Raw genomic sequence first — 14,731 nt, 5'->3', positions numbered from 1 at the left:
GGAGTTGCCCATGTTAGAGTTATTAAAAAGTCTGGTATTCGCCGTCATCATGGTACCGGTAGTGATGGCCATCATCCTCGGTCTGATTTACGGTCTGGGTGAGGTGTTCAACATTTTTTCCGGTATCGGTCAGAAAGACCAGTCCAGACAGAACCGCTGATTTCCCCAAACGCCCGCTCAGTCGGGCGTTTTTGTTTACTCAAGATCCTGCTTTTCCTGCCGATATTTTCTGTGTTTAATCGTTAATGGGTATGAATAACCGCTGGGAAACCCCTGAGATTATCGTTATATTGTCGTTTACATAACGAAACGCACAAGGAGTTACAGATGACGCATTCCTGGTTACGCCTGGTCGCAGGGGCGACATTATCTTTCGTCATCGCTGGTCATGCGCTGGCGGATGAAGGCAAGATCACCGTATTTGCCGCCGCGTCGCTAACGAACGCGATGCAAGACATTGCGGCAGAATATAAAAAAGAGAAAAATGTGGATGTGGTCTCCTCATTCGCCTCCTCTTCAACGCTGGCGCGCCAGATAGAAGCGGGCGCGCCGGCGGATCTCTTCATCTCTGCTGACCAGAAATGGATGGATTACGCAGCCGATAAAAAAGCGGTGGATACCACGACGCGCGAAACATTGCTTGGCAATAGCCTGGTGGTGGTGGCGCCGAAAGCCAGCGAGCAGAAACCGTTTACCATCGACAACAAAACGGACTGGATTCGTCTGCTGAACGGCGGGCGTCTGGCAGTGGGCGATCCGCAACACGTACCGGCGGGAATTTATGCCAAAGAAGCGCTGCAAAAGCTGGGCGCATGGCAAACGCTTGAACCGAAACTGGCGCCGGGCGAGGATGTGCGCGGCGCGTTGGCGCTGGTCGAACGTAACGAAGCGCCTTTGGGCATTGTATACGGTTCTGATGCGGTTGCCAGCAAGGGGGTCAACGTGGTGGCGACGTTCCCGGAAGATTCACATAAAAAAGTGGAATACCCCATCGCTATCGTGGAGGGGCATAAAAATGCGACCGTCAGCGCGTTCTATGATTACCTGAAAGGACCGCAGGCCTCGGCAATCTTTAAACGTTATGGATTTACGACGAAGTAATGATACTGACCGATCCAGAATGGCAGGCTGTCCTTCTTAGCCTGAAAGTGTCTTCCCTGGCCGTGCTGTTTAGCCTGCCGTTTGGGATCTTTTTTGCCTGGTTACTGGTACGATGCCGGTTTCCGGGCAAAGCCTTACTTGATAGCGTCCTGCATCTGCCGCTGGTGCTGCCGCCGGTGGTGGTCGGCTATCTGCTGCTGGTGTCGATGGGGCGACGCGGGTTTATTGGCCAGTGGCTGTATGACTGGTTCGGTCTCACGTTTGCCTTTAGCTGGCGCGGCGCCGTGCTGGCGGCGGCGGTGATGTCCTTCCCGCTGATGGTGCGGGCCATTCGGCTGGCGCTGGAGGGGGTGGATATCAAGCTTGAACAGGCCGCCAGAACGCTGGGCGCCGGGCGCTGGCGCGTTTTTCTGACTATCACTTTACCGCTTACCCTGCCGGGCATTATTGTCGGTACGGTGCTGGCGTTTGCCCGTTCGCTTGGCGAATTTGGCGCGACCATTACCTTTGTTTCTAATATTCCGGGCGAAACCCGCACCATACCTTCCGCCATGTATACCTTGATCCAGACGCCGGGCGGGGAGAGCGCGGCGGCGAGGCTGTGCGTGATTTCGATTGTATTAGCGCTGATTTCGCTGTTGATTTCTGAATGGCTGGCGCGGATTAGCCGTGAACGGACGGGGCGCTAACCATGCTGGAGCTTAATTTTTCCCAGACGCTGGGAACGCACTGTTTAACCCTCAACGAAACGCTGCCAGCCAGTGGGATCACGGCTATCTTTGGCGTCTCCGGCGCGGGAAAAACCTCGCTGATTAATGCCATCAGCGGTTTGACTCGCCCGCAAAAAGGACGCATCGCGCTGAATGGCCGGGTGTTGCATGACGCGGAAAACGGTATCTGTTTAACGCCGGAAAAGCGCCGCATCGGTTATGTTTTCCAGGATGCGCGCCTGTTCCCCCATTACAAAGTACGCGGCAATTTGCGCTACGGCATGGCGAAAAGCATGACCGGTCAGTTTGATAAGCTGGTGTCGCTGCTGGGAATTGAAGCGTTGCTTGATCGCCTGCCGGGGAGCTTGTCCGGCGGAGAAAAACAGCGCGTAGCGATAGGCCGGGCATTGCTCACCGCCCCGGAGTTGCTGCTGTTGGACGAACCGTTGGCCTCGCTGGATATCCCGCGTAAACGCGAATTACTGCCGTACCTGCAACGGCTGGCGCGGGAAATCAATATTCCCATGCTGTATGTCAGCCATTCTCTCGATGAAATTCTCCACCTGGCGGATAAAGTCATGGTGCTGGAGGATGGACAGGTTAAAGCGTTTGGCCCGCTGGAAGAAGTCTGGGGAAGCAGCGTTATGCACCCGTGGCTGCCGAAAGAGCAACAGAGCAGTATTCTGAAAGTCAGCGTGCTGGAGCATCACCCGCATTATGCCATGACCGCCCTGGCGCTTGGCGACCAGCACCTGTGGGTAAATAAACTCAATCAGCCGCTGCAATCCACACTGCGTATTCGTATACAGGCGTCGGATGTCTCGCTGGTACTACAGCCGCCGCAGCAGACCAGTATCCGCAACGTATTGCGGGCAAAAGTGGCGAATTGTTATGACGATAACGGGCAGGTGGAAGTCCAGCTTGAGATAGGCGGCAGAACGCTGTGGGCGCGAATAAGCCCGTGGGCCAGGGATGAGCTGAATATCAAGCCTGGCCTGTGGCTTTACGCGCAGGTGAAAAGCGTTTCTATCACCGCCTGACTATAGCAGGTGGGTGTAAATAAATTTGGCGATGCTATCGGTAGTGTTATCGCCGATCACGACGTCAGCGCGCGCTTTCACCGCCTCATCGGCGTTGCCCATCGCAACGCCGGTGCCTGCCGCCTCCAGCATACTGATGTCGTTGTAGTTATCGCCGAAAGCGATCACATTTTTCATTGACCCTCCCTGCGCTTCTATCCACTGGGTAAGGCGCTTGCCTTTACTGTTGCCTTTGCGCGCGATATCCACCTGATCGTGCCATGACCATTCGCACTCCAGGCCAAGCGCCTGTTCAACATGCTGACCGAACCGCTGTAGCCTGGGAATATCTTCATCGGTAAGCGCAAACTTCCACACGGCATTCACGTCGCGCGCCGCCTGCGCTAACGAAGAGACCTGTGTAAAGGTCGGACGTTGTTCCGGCGGCAAGGTGTGCGCCCACCGGGAGGTACGCACGACGTGGCCGGTTGGGTGTTCGTAAAGCATAGCGTCATCAACATACATCAGGCCGTGAATCTGATGCTCATCCAGTAAATCAATCAACTGCAACGCCTTATCCACGGGCATAGGATCGGCATCCAGGACAGTTTTCGCTTGATAATCATACAAATAGGTGCCGTTGCAGCAAATAGCAGGTGTTTCCAGCGCCAGCGCCTGATAAAAAGGATGAATAGCAACGTGATGGCGACCAGTGACAATGATAAGTTGAAAGCCCGCCTCTTTGGCGCGTGATAGCGCGTCAAGCGAGGAGGGGAGTAAGGTTTTATGCGGGGTTAATAACGTTCCGTCTAAATCGAGGGCAATCACGCGTGCAGTCATAATTTTTTCCAGATTAAGAGTAATAATTCCGTCTGTCGGCATGGTACACCGGGACGGTAAGCAGACAAAATTCTGCGTCTGAATTCAGCATTCGCCGTCAAAAGCGACTACGTTAAGCTGTGTCCTGTTATTGCAGCTACATGCCATATGCAAAGGAGTATTCATGAAACAAACAGTCTATACCGCCAGCCCTGAGAGTCAGCAAATTCACGTCTGGAGCCTGAACCACGAAGGGACGCTGACGCTGGTGCAGGTCGTGGATGTGCCCGGTCAGGTTCAGCCGATGGTGGTCAGTCCGGATAAACGCTACCTCTATGTCGGCGTGCGCCCGGAGTTTCGTGTCCTGGCGTATCGTATTGCGCCGGATGATGGCGCGCTGACGTTTGCCGCCGAATCCGCCCTGCCGGGTAGCCCGACCCATATTTCTACCGATCATCATGGTCGTTTTGTCTTTGTCGGATCGTATAACGCCGGTAATGTCAGCGTGACGCGCTTACAGGATGGCCTGCCGGTTGAGCTGGTGGATGTGGTGGAAGGACTGGACGGCTGCCACTCGGCAAATATTACGCCTGATAACCGTACCCTGTGGGTGCCTGCGCTAAAACAGGATCGCATTTGTCTGTTTACGCTAAGCGATGACGGCCATCTGGTGGCCCAGGAGCCGGCGGAAGTAAATACAGTTGAAGGGTCAGGCCCGCGTCATATGGTCTTCCACCCGAATCGACAATATGCGTATTGCGTCAATGAACTGAACAGTTCGGTGGATGTCTGGCAGCTTAAAAATCCGCATGGCGAGATAGAGTGCGTACAAACCCTGGATATGATGCCCGCCGATTTTTCCGATACCCGTTGGGCGGCGGATATTCATATTACGCCGGATGGACGGTATCTGTATGCCTGTGACCGCACCGCCAGTCTGATTACCGTCTTTAGTGTCTCCGAAGATGGCAGCGTACTGAGCGTTGAAGGCTTCCAGCCGACGGAAGTCCAACCGCGCGGCTTTAATATCGACAATAGCGGAAAATACCTGATTGCTGCGGGTCAAAAATCACATCATATCGCGGTCTATGAAATTACGGGCACTCAGGGGTTGCTGACGGAAAAAGGCCGTTATGCCGTCGGCCAGGGGCCAATGTGGGTTGTAGTGAACGCGTACTAAAGACGCCGTGTGCCGGAGGGCTGGAGCTCATTAAGGCGGGATGCCTGATTAATTTCAATAAACATCGCTTGCAGTAAAACCACGGGCCGCCACATCTGCTGCGGCGGCCCGTTTATAAGCCTGAACCGGAACGGCGATTACTGCTTAGGTTCCGCCACTACTTTACTGCCTACACCGCGGTTGTTGTATTCCCACATGCGGTTGTAGTTAGTGTCGTTCAGATTACGCTGCACCTCGTCTTTGTCATCCACGGTTCCCGTATTTCCGGCAAACGGACGTTTCGAGATGACCGCGTCGGCCCACGGTTTGGCAACGTTGAAGCCCTCGTTAATCACGCTGTCGCGGATCACGACCTGACCGTTGGTGTTGGCGTCGACATCCAGCGAGCGGCCAAGCTGCGCAACGCCATCGCCGGAGGCGTTAAAGCGGCTGTTGATCGCCAAAAAGCCATAGTAAATATTGGACAGCGTCGCCGGGGCGAAGACGTAGGCTTCCTGCTGTGTGCGGGAGTTGACGACCTGGAAGTTGGTGTTATCGAACACCACGGCGCCGCGTCCGGAAACCATATCCACATCGCCTTCAATATAGCTGTTCGTCACCAGCGTACGCGGCTGGCGATCGGTTTGCAGACGGTTCTGCACGCCGCTGTTGGTCACAAAGAAGGTGTTCTGGCGGCCAAGGATATTGACCTTGTTAATCTGGACTTTGTCGCCATCGGTACGCAACGCCACCGCCGGATGGTTTCCGGCATCGACGCTGTCGCCCAGCGTGTTCTCGATGGTCAGATTTTGTAGCTGCAGACCGTTATTCTGCGACCAGAACGCGGCAGAACACATCACACCGATCGTCGCGGCGTGTTTGCTTTGGCAGTTATCGAACATATACCAGGCGGGTTTACCAGGCATATATTTCCCGCCGGGATTCACCGCGCGGCGCCAGTCAGCGACACTCATTTCACCATCAATCGCCATCCCAATTTTCACATCGATCGGTTTTTCACCGGTCCCGTACAGGGTCAGACTTCCCGGCGCGGCGGGAACATACACGGTCCCCTGATAGTCGCCCGGCATAATAGCAATGTACTGGCGTTTGTTAGTGCGTTTAACCATTGCCGCATCGACCGCGGCCTGAATCGAGGTGTGCGTAACGCCTGGCGTACCTGCCGGCCCTACCACAAAGTCAGGCTGTGCGGGCAGGGTAATCGGCGACGGCGACCACGGGGCGGTATTCGGCGTCAGGGAGGCAAAATAGTGCGCCGCAACGAAGTTTTTCGCTTCATTTGCCGACAGAATTGGGCGCGAGGCGGTGCCAGGCGCGGTTTGATCGGAAGGGATCTGATCGGGTGGCGTAGAGCTACAGGCGCTCAGCGTCACGCCAAAAGCCAGTGCCAGCGCCAGACGGGAAACCGATAATGTATTCACAGGTTGCTCCGGGCTTGAAAAAGTTAAATGACATCCATTGAAGCCTGCTTTTTTATACTAAGTTGAACGAAACGGGAAGGCGAAAAGGTAAAAAGTTCCTTTTCAGGCTGGAAACACCTGTAGCATCAGATAGTTTTATCACAATTAAGCAACAACTTTCGCGCTTTGAGTTGACAATCCGGAGCAGAAAGAAAATAAATGTCTATACAACTCATGACAGGCAAGAGAGCGACAGGAATGCGGCAACTTTTACCGGGCGATACTGTCTGGCGAAACATCAGGCTGGCGACAATGGACCCGCAGCGGCAAGCCCCGTACGGGCTGGTGGATAACCAGGCGCTGATTGTACGCGAAGGGCATATTTGCGATATCGTGCCAGAGACGCAGCTTCCTGTCAGTGGGGACAATTTCCATGATATGCAGGGACGACTGGTAACCCCGGGACTTATCGATTGCCACACGCATCTGGTGTTTGCCGGTAACCGCGCCGCAGAGTGGGAACAGCGGCTTAACGGCGCGTCATACCAGCATATTAGCGCTCAGGGCGGCGGCATTAACGCGACGGTATCAGCAACCCGCGCCTGTGCGGAGGAGACGCTCTACCTGCTGGCGCGCGAACGCATGATGCGCCTTGCCAGCGAAGGCGTTACGCTGCTGGAGATTAAATCCGGCTATGGTCTGGAGCTGGCGACAGAAGAAAAGCTGCTGCGCGTCGCTGCAAAACTTGCCGCCGAAAACGCTATCGACATTAGCCCCACGCTATTGGCCGCTCATGCTACGCCAGCGGAGTATCGTGACGACCCGGACGGCTACATCACTCTGGTCTGCGAGACGATGATTCCGCAGCTCTGGCAAAAAGGGTTATTTGATGCGGTAGACCTCTTTTGCGAGAGCGTCGGCTTTAATGTGGCGCAGAGTGAGCGCGTGTTGCAGACGGCGAAGGCGTTAGGTATTCCCGTTAAAGGCCATGTTGAGCAGCTTTCGCTGTTGGGCGGCGCGCAGTTGTTGAGCCGTTATCAGGGTTTATCGGCGGATCATATCGAATATCTTGATGAAGCGGGCGTCGCGGCGATGCGTGACGGTGGTACTGTCGGCGTATTATTGCCCGGCGCGTTTTATTTTCTGCGCGAGACGCAGCGCCCGCCGGTAGAACTGCTGCGCCGCTATCAGGTGCCTGTCGCCGTCGCCAGCGATTTCAATCCCGGCACCAGCCCGTTTTGCAGTTTGCATCTGGCGATGAATATGGCCTGCGTACAGTTTGGTCTGACGCCGGAAGAGGCATGGGCGGGCGTTACGCGCCATGCCGCTCGTGCGCTGGGAAGACAGGCGACGCATGGGCAGATCAGGGCCGGCTACCGGGCGGATTTTGTGGTGTGGGATGCTGAACAGCCGGTAGAGATTGTGTATGAGCCGGGGCGTAACCCTTTATATCAGCGGGTATACAGAGGACAAATCTCATGACGCAATGGTATCCGGCTTCTCCGGCGCTCTGGCAGGGGCGCGATGACAGTATAGAAGCGCCGGATGCGCGGCGTCTGTTTCAGACCGTCACGCGCAGCGAGACCTTTTCCCCCGAAAACTGGCAGCAAAAGATCGCGTTAATGGGATTTGCCTGCGACGAGGGGGTAAAACGCAATGCAGGGCGTCCCGGCGCGGCAGGCGCCCCGGACGCGTTGCGTAAAGCGCTGGCGAATATGGCCAGCCACCAGGGACATGAACGGCTGGTGGATTTAGGCAATTGGGTTGCGCCGACGCCCGATCTGGAAGGCGCGCAGCAGGCCTTGCGCGATGCGGTAAGCCGCTGTCTGCGGGCCGGGATGCGCACGCTGGTACTGGGCGGCGGGCATGAAACCGCGTTTGGACACGGCGCGGGGGTGCTGGACGCGTTTGCGCAGGAAAGCGTAGGGATCATTAATCTTGATGCGCATCTGGATCTCCGTCAGACCGACCAGGCAACATCCGGGACGCCGTTTCGTCAACTGGCGCAGCTATGCGACGCGCAGAGCCGCGCGTTTCATTATGCCTGTTTCGGCGTGAGCCGTGCGGCGAATACGCAGGCGTTGTGGCGGGAAGCGCAGTGGCGGAATGTTACCGTGGTGGAGGATCTGGACTGCCATGACGCGCTGGCGCAGATGACGCAGTTTATCGACAAGGTGGATAAAATTTATCTGACTATCGATCTCGACGTATTGCCTGTCTGGGAAATGCCGGCCGTCTCCGCTCCCGCAGCGCTGGGCGTGCCGCTGATACAGGTTCTGCGTTTAATTGAGCCGGTTTGCCGCAGCGGAAAATTACAGGCGGCGGATCTGGTTGAATTTAATCCACGCTTTGATGAAGATGGCGCAGCGGCGCGCGTGGCGGCGCGGCTTGGCTGGCAAATCGCGCACTGGTGGCGTTAATCTGTCATCCGGAAAACACTATCCGCATAAGGAAGGCTTCACGCATGTATTCATCCCGCTCCCGTTCTGCGCCTGCGCCTTTTTACGAAACGGTGAAACAGGACATCTGTAAAAAAATAGCCGGCGGCGTCTGGCAGCCGCACGATCGCATTCCGTCGGAAGCAGAACTGGTCGCCCAGTATGGCTTTAGCCGAATGACCATCAATCGGGCGCTGCGTGAGCTGACGGATGAAGGGTGGCTGGTGCGTTTACAGGGCGTGGGGACGTTTGTCGCCGAACCGAAAGGCCAGTCCGCGCTGTTTGAAGTCCGCAGTATCGCCGAGGAGATTGCCGCCCGCCGTCATCAGCATCGTTGTGAGGTGCTCACGCTGGAGCGCGTGCGGGCAAACGCCATCCAGGCCAGCGCTCTCAACGTCAATGAGAGCGATGTCATTTTCCATTCCATCATGGTGCATTATGAAAACGATCTGCCGGTACAAATTGAAGATCGCTGCGTGAATGCGGATATTGCCGTGGATTACCTGACGCAGGATTACAGTCAGACCACGCCGCACGCTTATTTGTCGCGGATCGCGCCGCTAACGGAAGGGGAACATATTGTGGAGGCGGTGCGCGCCACGGCGCAAGAGTGCGCGTGGTTAACTATCAAAGAGCATGAGCCTTGTCTGCTCATTCGTCGTACAACCTGGTCCGCGTCGCGGATTGTTTCTCACGCCCGCTTACTTTTCCCCGGGTCGCGCTACCGGCTACAGGGACGATTTATCTCCTGAGCGGACTGCTGCCGGAAACGTGATTGCTGACACAATATAACAAAATTGTATCATTTTTGTTAATTCTATTCTTGTGCTTACTTGTATAGACAAGTATATGTCTGATTCTTATCTGTGGGTCTGCGGCGGTGCCTGATAGTGGCGTTTTAGCGTTATTTGGCGATGGCAGACCGATAATAATGAGGAGTCATTGCTATGCCTGAAAGCAAGTATCGTCAGCAGACTATCCGCGCGCCCCGAGGCACGGTATTAACGGCGAAAAGCTGGCTGACAGAAGCCCCGCTGCGGATGTTAATGAATAATCTCGATCCTGACGTGGCGGAAAATCCGCATGAGCTGGTGGTCTACGGCGGGATTGGTCGCGCCGCGCGCAACTGGGAATGCTATGACGCTATTGTTGATGCGCTCACCCGGCTGGAGGCGGACGAAACGTTGCTTATTCAGTCTGGCAAACCGGTCGGCGTATTTAAAACGCACGACAACGCGCCGCGGGTATTAATCGCCAACTCCAACCTGGTTCCCCACTGGGCGACATGGGAACACTTTAACGAACTGGATGCGAAAGGGCTGGCGATGTACGGTCAAATGACGGCCGGAAGCTGGATCTATATCGGCAGTCAGGGAATCGTGCAGGGAACATACGAAACCTTTGTCGAGGCGGGGCGTCAGCACTATAACGGCACGCTGGCGGGACGCTGGGTGCTGACCGCCGGACTGGGCGGCATGGGCGGCGCGCAACCGCTAGCCGCGACGCTGGCCGGAGCGTGTTCGCTGACGATTGAATGCCAGCAAAGCCGTATCGATTTTCGTCTGCGTACTCGTTACGTGGATGAGCAGGCCGCCACGCTGGATGACGCGCTGGCCCGCATTACGCGCTACACCCGCGAGGGGAAAGCCGTGTCCGTCGCCCTGTGCGCGAACGCGGCGGATATCCTGCCGGAACTGGTTAATCGCGGCGTGCGCCCGGACCTGGTGACCGATCAGACCAGCGCCCACGATCCGCTACATGGCTATTTACCCTCCGGCTGGCGCTGGGAGGAGTATCAGAAAAACGCGCAATCCGATCCCCACGGGACGATGCAGGCAGCGAAACGTTCCATGGCGGCGCATGTTCGGGCGATGCTGGCGTTCAGTCAAATGGGCGTGCCGACCTTTGACTATGGCAACAATATTCGTCAGATGGCGAAAGAGATGGGGGTGGAAAACGCCTTTGATTTTCCGGGATTTGTGCCAGCCTATATTCGTCCGCTGTTCTGCCGTGGCATCGGGCCGTTTCGCTGGGTGGCGCTGTCCGGCGATCCGCAGGATATCTATAAAACCGATGCCAAAGTCAAAGAGATAGTGGCTGAGGATAAACATCTGCATCACTGGCTGGATATGGCGCGCGAGCGCATTCATTTTCAGGGGTTACCGGCGCGTATCTGCTGGGTAGGCCTGGAGTGGCGGCAAAAACTGGGGCTGGCGTTCAACGAAATGGTGCGTTGCGGCGAGGTATCCGCGCCCATTGTGATTGGCCGCGATCACCTGGATTCCGGCTCTGTCGCCAGCCCTAACCGTGAAACCGAAGCGATGCGCGACGGTTCCGACGCGGTTTCCGACTGGCCGCTGTTAAATGCGTTGCTGAATACCGCCAGCGGGGCGACATGGGTATCGCTCCATCATGGCGGCGGGGTGGGAATGGGGTTTTCGCAACACGCCGGTATGGTGATTGTCTGTGATGGCACTGACGAGGCCGCCGCGCGTATTCGCCGCGTGTTACACAACGATCCGGCGACGGGCGTCATGCGCCATGCCGATGCCGGATATGATCTCGCGGTGGAATGCGCTGTTGAGCAAGGTCTGAATTTACCGATGGTTGCGGCGACGCAGGGGAAAGGCTGATATGAACACCATGACACTCACTCCGGGGCAGTTAAGCCTCTCTCAACTGTACGATGTCTGGCGTCATCCGGTACAGCTTCGGCTGGACGCCAGCGCCATTGACGGCATTAACGCCAGTGTCGCGTGCGTCAATGATATCGTTGCCGAAGGGCGTACCGCCTACGGCATCAACACCGGTTTCGGCCTGCTGGCGCAGACGCGCATCGCTGATGAAGACTTGCAAAATCTACAGCGATCGTTGGTGTTGTCTCACGCCGCGGGCGTAGGCGACCCACTGGATGACGCGATGGTGCGTCTGATTATGGTATTGAAAATCAATAGCCTGGCGCGCGGGTTTTCCGGGATTCGGTTGAGCGTGATAGAGGCGCTCATCGCTCTGGTGAATGCCGGCGTGTATCCGCTGATTCCGGCAAAAGGCTCGGTTGGCGCGTCGGGCGACTTAGCGCCGCTGGCGCATCTGTCGCTGACGCTGCTTGGCGAAGGAAAAGCGCGCTGGCAGGGCGAATGGCTTCCGGCGCAGACGGCGCTAAAAAAGGCCGGACTGGAGCCTGTCGCGCTGGCGGCCAAAGAGGGGCTGGCGCTGCTTAATGGCACCCAGGCATCAACGGCCTTCGCGCTGCGCGGTTTGTTTGAGGCACAGGAGTTATTTGCCTCCGCCGTTGTCTGCGGCGCGCTGACTACCGAAGCCGTACTGGGATCGCGCCGTCCTTTTGATGCGCGCATTCATGCCGCGCGCGGACAACAGGGGCAAATTGACGTCGCGCGGTTGTTCCGGCACCTGCTGACCGATACCAGCGCCATTGCTGAATCACATCACCACTGTCATAAAGTTCAGGACCCGTATTCCCTTCGCTGCCAGCCGCAGGTAATGGGCGCTTGTCTGACCCAGTTACGTCAGACGAAAGAGGTACTGCTGGCTGAGGCCAACGCGGTATCCGATAATCCGCTGGTCTTTGCCGATGCGGGGGAGGTGATCTCCGGCGGTAACTTCCATGCTGAACCGGTTGCCATGGCGGCGGATAATCTGGCGCTGGCGATAGCGGAAATCGGCGCGCTATCGGAGCGGCGCATCGCGCTGATGATGGATAAACATATGTCGCAGTTACCGCCGTTCCTGGTGAAATATGGCGGCGTTAATTCCGGTTTTATGATTGCCCAGGTCACCGCCGCGGCGCTCGCCAGCGAGAATAAAGCGCTGGCGCACCCGCACAGCGTGGATAGCCTGCCGACCTCGGCGAATCAGGAAGATCATGTCTCAATGGCCCCGGCGGCAGGACGGCGACTCTGGGAAATGGCGGCGAATACCCGCGGCATCATTGCCGTGGAGTGGCTGGCTGCCTGTCAGGGGATAGATTTACGGGAAGGGTTAACCTCCAGCCCGTTACTGGAACAGGCGCGGCAGACACTGCGCGAGCAGGTGGCGCACTATACGCAGGATCGTTTTTTCGCGCCCGATATTGAGTGTGCGACGGCGCTGCTGGCGCAAGGCGCGTTACAGCGTCTGGTGCCGGACTTTATGTGAATGCTGCCGGATGGCGCGGCGCTTATTCGGCTTACCCAACCCGTTGGTAGGGTAAGACGTTTACGCCGCCATCCGGCACAGCGTTTAACTGAACATCGCCGTGATCGAGGCGCTGGCGAGCGAATGGAAATGCACGTTAAAGCCGACCATCGCGCCGCTGGCGTCTTCATCAACGTCAAGACGCTCGACGTCCAGCGCGTGAACCGTAAAGATATAGCGGTGCGTTTCCCCTTTAGGCGGCGCCGCGCCGCCGTAGCCCGCTTTACCGAAATCGGTACGCGTCTGAATGACGCCGTCTGGTACGGCCACCAGGCCTGAGCCGAACCCCTGGGTCAGTACGCGCGTATCCGCCGGGAGGTTCACCACCACCCAGTGCCACCAGCCGGAGCCGGTCGGCGCGTCGGGATCGTAACAGGTCACGACAAAACTTTTGGTGCCCATCGGCACGTCGTCCCAGGCCAGATGCGGCGAAATATTATCGCCATCATAGCCCATACCGTTAAAAACGTGGCGATGAGGAAGTTTATCTCCATCGCGCAAATCGTTGCTGATAAGTTTCATGCGCTCTCCTTTTGACTCACCAGAAGTGTAGCCAGAAGCAGCATCGCTTACCGCTGATTAATGGCTAAAAAATGTTTCATTGTGTACCGCGTCATTGACCGCCTGGGTCAAACGGCGCAGTTGATCCGGACGAATAATATAGGGCGGCATCAGGTAGATTAGCTTGCCGAACGGCCTGATCCAGACGCCTTGCCCGACGAAGAAGCGTTGAAGCGCCGCCATATTGACCGGATGCGTAGTTTCAACCACCCCAATCGCGCCCAACACCCGCACATCCGCCACCCAGGGCGAACCTTGCGCGGGGGCTAACTCAGCGCGTAACTGAGACTCGATAGACGCCACCTGCTGACGCCATTCGCCGCTTTCCAGCAGCGTCAGGCTGGCGCAGGCGACGGCGCAGGCCAGCGGATTCCCCATAAACGTCGGGCCATGCATAAAACACCCCGCCTCGCCGTTGCTAATAGTCTCTGCAACCTGGCGTGTCGTGAGCGTTGCCGAGAGGGTCATGGTGCCGCCGGTTAACGCTTTGCCGAGACACAGAATATCCGGCGCGATCCCGGCATGCTCGCAGGCGAACAGTTTGCCGGTACGGCCAAACCCGGTGGCTATTTCATCGGCAATCAGCAGAATGCCTTCGCGATCGCACATGTTACGAATACGCCTGAGCCATTGTGGATGATATATGCGCATCCCGCCCGCGCCCTGAACGATAGGTTCCAGAATCACGGCGGCTATTTCATGGCGATGCGCGGCCATCAGGCGGGCAAATGGCGCGATGTCGCTTTCATCCCATTCGCCATCCATCCGGCTTTGCGGCGCCGGCGCGAACAGATTTTCCGGCAGATAGCCTTTCCACAGGCTGTGCATGGAGTTATCCGGATCGCACACCGACATCGCGCCGAACGTGTCGCCATGATAACCGTGGCGAAACGTCAGAAAACGCTGACGCGATTCGCCGCGCGCCTGCCAGTATTGCAGCGCCATCTTCATGGCCACTTCCACCGACACCGAACCGGAGTCGGCCAGAAAGACACACTCCAGCGGCTCAGGCGTTATCGCGACCAGCTTACGGCACAGATTCACCGCAGGTTGATGGGTTATGCCGCCGAACATGACATGCGACATGGCGTCAATTTGCGCTTTCATCGCCGCGTTCAATTGCGGGTGGTTATAACCATGAATGGCCGCCCACCAGGAGGACATCCCCTCAATCAGGCGTTTGCCCGAGGCGAGAACCAGCTCGCAGCCTTCGGCCCGCTCAACGGGATATACCGGCAGCGGCGAGGTCATGGAAGTGTAAGGATGCCAAATATGGCGTTTATCGAAGGCCAGATCGTCCGTTGTCATA

Annotated in this window: 14 protein-coding genes; 10 read left to right on the top strand and 4 right to left on the bottom strand. The window is 57.0% G+C overall.

The features are described 5' to 3' along the window. Positions 1-10 precede the first annotated feature (10 nt). From J4617_RS07310 to modC, 4 genes are all read left to right on the top strand, one after another. Positions 11-160 carry an AcrZ family multidrug efflux pump-associated protein gene (locus J4617_RS07310; RefSeq protein ID WP_000891513.1) on the top strand — a complete coding sequence of 50 codons (150 nt, stop codon included), beginning with the start codon at positions 11-13 and terminating at the stop codon, positions 158-160. 167 nt (positions 161-327) lie between these two features. Continuing rightward, entirely contained in the window at positions 328-1,101 is a 774-nt protein-coding gene (gene modA, locus J4617_RS07305; RefSeq protein WP_017465741.1) for a molybdate ABC transporter substrate-binding protein, read from the top strand. Next, positions 1,101-1,790, top strand: a complete 690-nt coding sequence (modB, locus tag J4617_RS07300) for a molybdate ABC transporter permease subunit (RefSeq protein ID WP_000604026.1) — start codon at positions 1,101-1,103, stop codon at positions 1,788-1,790. Before modA ends, modB begins: the two co-directional genes overlap by 1 nt. Positions 1,791-1,792: 2 nt before the next feature. Then, positions 1,793-2,851, top strand: coding sequence for a molybdenum ABC transporter ATP-binding protein ModC (modC, locus tag J4617_RS07295; RefSeq protein ID WP_000891710.1), 1,059 nt, complete (start codon positions 1,793-1,795; stop codon positions 2,849-2,851). Here modC and J4617_RS07290 read toward each other — a convergent pair whose 3' ends face one another. Beyond that, positions 2,852-3,670, bottom strand: coding sequence for a pyridoxal phosphatase (locus J4617_RS07290; RefSeq protein ID WP_208290680.1), 819 nt, complete (start codon positions 3,668-3,670; stop codon positions 2,852-2,854). A gap of 163 nt (positions 3,671-3,833) precedes the next feature. Here J4617_RS07290 and pgl point away from each other — a divergent pair, with 163 nt between their 5' ends. Further along, entirely contained in the window at positions 3,834-4,829 is a 996-nt protein-coding gene (gene pgl, locus J4617_RS07285; protein ID WP_017465740.1) for a 6-phosphogluconolactonase, read from the top strand. 137 nt (positions 4,830-4,966) lie between these two features. On the opposite strand, the gene J4617_RS07280 is transcribed toward pgl, so the two are convergent. After that, complete coding sequence (locus J4617_RS07280; RefSeq protein WP_001094762.1) at positions 4,967-6,250, bottom strand: putative acyl-CoA thioester hydrolase; 1,284 nt, start codon at positions 6,248-6,250, stop codon at positions 4,967-4,969. A 237-nt stretch (positions 6,251-6,487) separates the two neighbouring features. Here J4617_RS07280 and hutI point away from each other — a divergent pair, with 237 nt between their 5' ends. The 5 genes from hutI to hutH all read left to right on the top strand — a co-directional run bounded on the left by hutI (position 6,488) and on the right by hutH (position 12,822). Further along, positions 6,488-7,711, top strand: coding sequence for an imidazolonepropionase (gene hutI / locus J4617_RS07275; RefSeq protein ID WP_017465739.1), 1,224 nt, complete (start codon positions 6,488-6,490; stop codon positions 7,709-7,711). Beyond that, entirely contained in the window at positions 7,708-8,649 is a 942-nt protein-coding gene (gene hutG, locus J4617_RS07270) for a formimidoylglutamase (protein WP_017465738.1), read from the top strand. The genes hutI and hutG overlap by 4 nt, the downstream gene beginning before the upstream one ends. A 44-nt stretch (positions 8,650-8,693) precedes the next feature. After that, a complete protein-coding gene (locus tag J4617_RS07265; RefSeq protein ID WP_000287416.1) occupies positions 8,694-9,419 on the top strand; it encodes a histidine utilization repressor in 726 nt (241 codons plus the stop codon). Between the two features lie 195 nt (positions 9,420-9,614). Then, the gene (gene hutU / locus J4617_RS07260) at positions 9,615-11,300 is read left to right on the top strand and encodes a urocanate hydratase (RefSeq protein WP_001115217.1); all 1,686 of its coding nucleotides are present in this window, start codon (positions 9,615-9,617) and stop codon (positions 11,298-11,300) included. 1 nt (position 11,301) lies between these two features. Further along, positions 11,302-12,822 carry a histidine ammonia-lyase gene (gene hutH / locus J4617_RS07255; RefSeq protein ID WP_017465737.1) on the top strand — a complete coding sequence of 507 codons (1,521 nt, stop codon included), beginning with the start codon at positions 11,302-11,304 and terminating at the stop codon, positions 12,820-12,822. A gap of 84 nt (positions 12,823-12,906) precedes the next feature. Here hutH and J4617_RS07250 read toward each other — a convergent pair whose 3' ends face one another. Both J4617_RS07250 and bioA read right to left on the bottom strand, forming a co-directional pair. Continuing rightward, positions 12,907-13,383 (bottom strand): kinase inhibitor, encoded by a 477-nt coding sequence (locus J4617_RS07250; protein ID WP_000767403.1) that lies wholly within the window; start codon positions 13,381-13,383, stop codon positions 12,907-12,909. Between the two features lie 57 nt (positions 13,384-13,440). Continuing rightward, complete coding sequence (gene bioA, locus J4617_RS07245) at positions 13,441-14,730, bottom strand: adenosylmethionine--8-amino-7-oxononanoate transaminase (RefSeq protein WP_017465736.1); 1,290 nt, start codon at positions 14,728-14,730, stop codon at positions 13,441-13,443. Position 14,731 lies beyond the last annotated feature (1 nt).

It is taken from the genome of Salmonella sp. 32010601201800023SM, assembly GCF_017572235.1.
Classification (GTDB): Bacteria; Pseudomonadota; Gammaproteobacteria; order Enterobacterales; family Enterobacteriaceae; genus Salmonella; species Salmonella enterica.
Note: the sequence above shows the minus strand (reverse complement) of the source record. Positions and strands in the feature narration are given on the sequence as shown.

Coding starts and splice junctions, on each gene's coding strand:
- modB (WP_000604026.1), top strand. CDS start 1,101: ATGATACTGACCGATCCAGAATGGCAGGCTGTCCTTCTTAGCCTGAAA.
- hutU (WP_001115217.1), top strand. CDS start 9,615: ATGCCTGAAAGCAAGTATCGTCAGCAGACTATCCGCGCGCCCCGAGGC.
- hutG (WP_017465738.1), top strand. CDS start 7,708: ATGACGCAATGGTATCCGGCTTCTCCGGCGCTCTGGCAGGGGCGCGAT.
- modA (WP_017465741.1), top strand. CDS start 328: ATGACGCATTCCTGGTTACGCCTGGTCGCAGGGGCGACATTATCTTTC.
- J4617_RS07290 (WP_208290680.1), bottom strand. CDS start 3,670: ATGACTGCACGCGTGATTGCCCTCGATTTAGACGGAACGTTATTAACC.
- hutH (WP_017465737.1), top strand. CDS start 11,302: ATGAACACCATGACACTCACTCCGGGGCAGTTAAGCCTCTCTCAACTG.
- J4617_RS07265 (WP_000287416.1), top strand. CDS start 8,694: ATGTATTCATCCCGCTCCCGTTCTGCGCCTGCGCCTTTTTACGAAACG.
- J4617_RS07310 (WP_000891513.1), top strand. CDS start 11: ATGTTAGAGTTATTAAAAAGTCTGGTATTCGCCGTCATCATGGTACCG.
- pgl (WP_017465740.1), top strand. CDS start 3,834: ATGAAACAAACAGTCTATACCGCCAGCCCTGAGAGTCAGCAAATTCAC.
- bioA (WP_017465736.1), bottom strand. CDS start 14,730: ATGACAACGGACGATCTGGCCTTCGATAAACGCCATATTTGGCATCCT.
- hutI (WP_017465739.1), top strand. CDS start 6,488: ATGCGGCAACTTTTACCGGGCGATACTGTCTGGCGAAACATCAGGCTG.
- modC (WP_000891710.1), top strand. CDS start 1,793: ATGCTGGAGCTTAATTTTTCCCAGACGCTGGGAACGCACTGTTTAACC.
- J4617_RS07250 (WP_000767403.1), bottom strand. CDS start 13,383: ATGAAACTTATCAGCAACGATTTGCGCGATGGAGATAAACTTCCTCAT.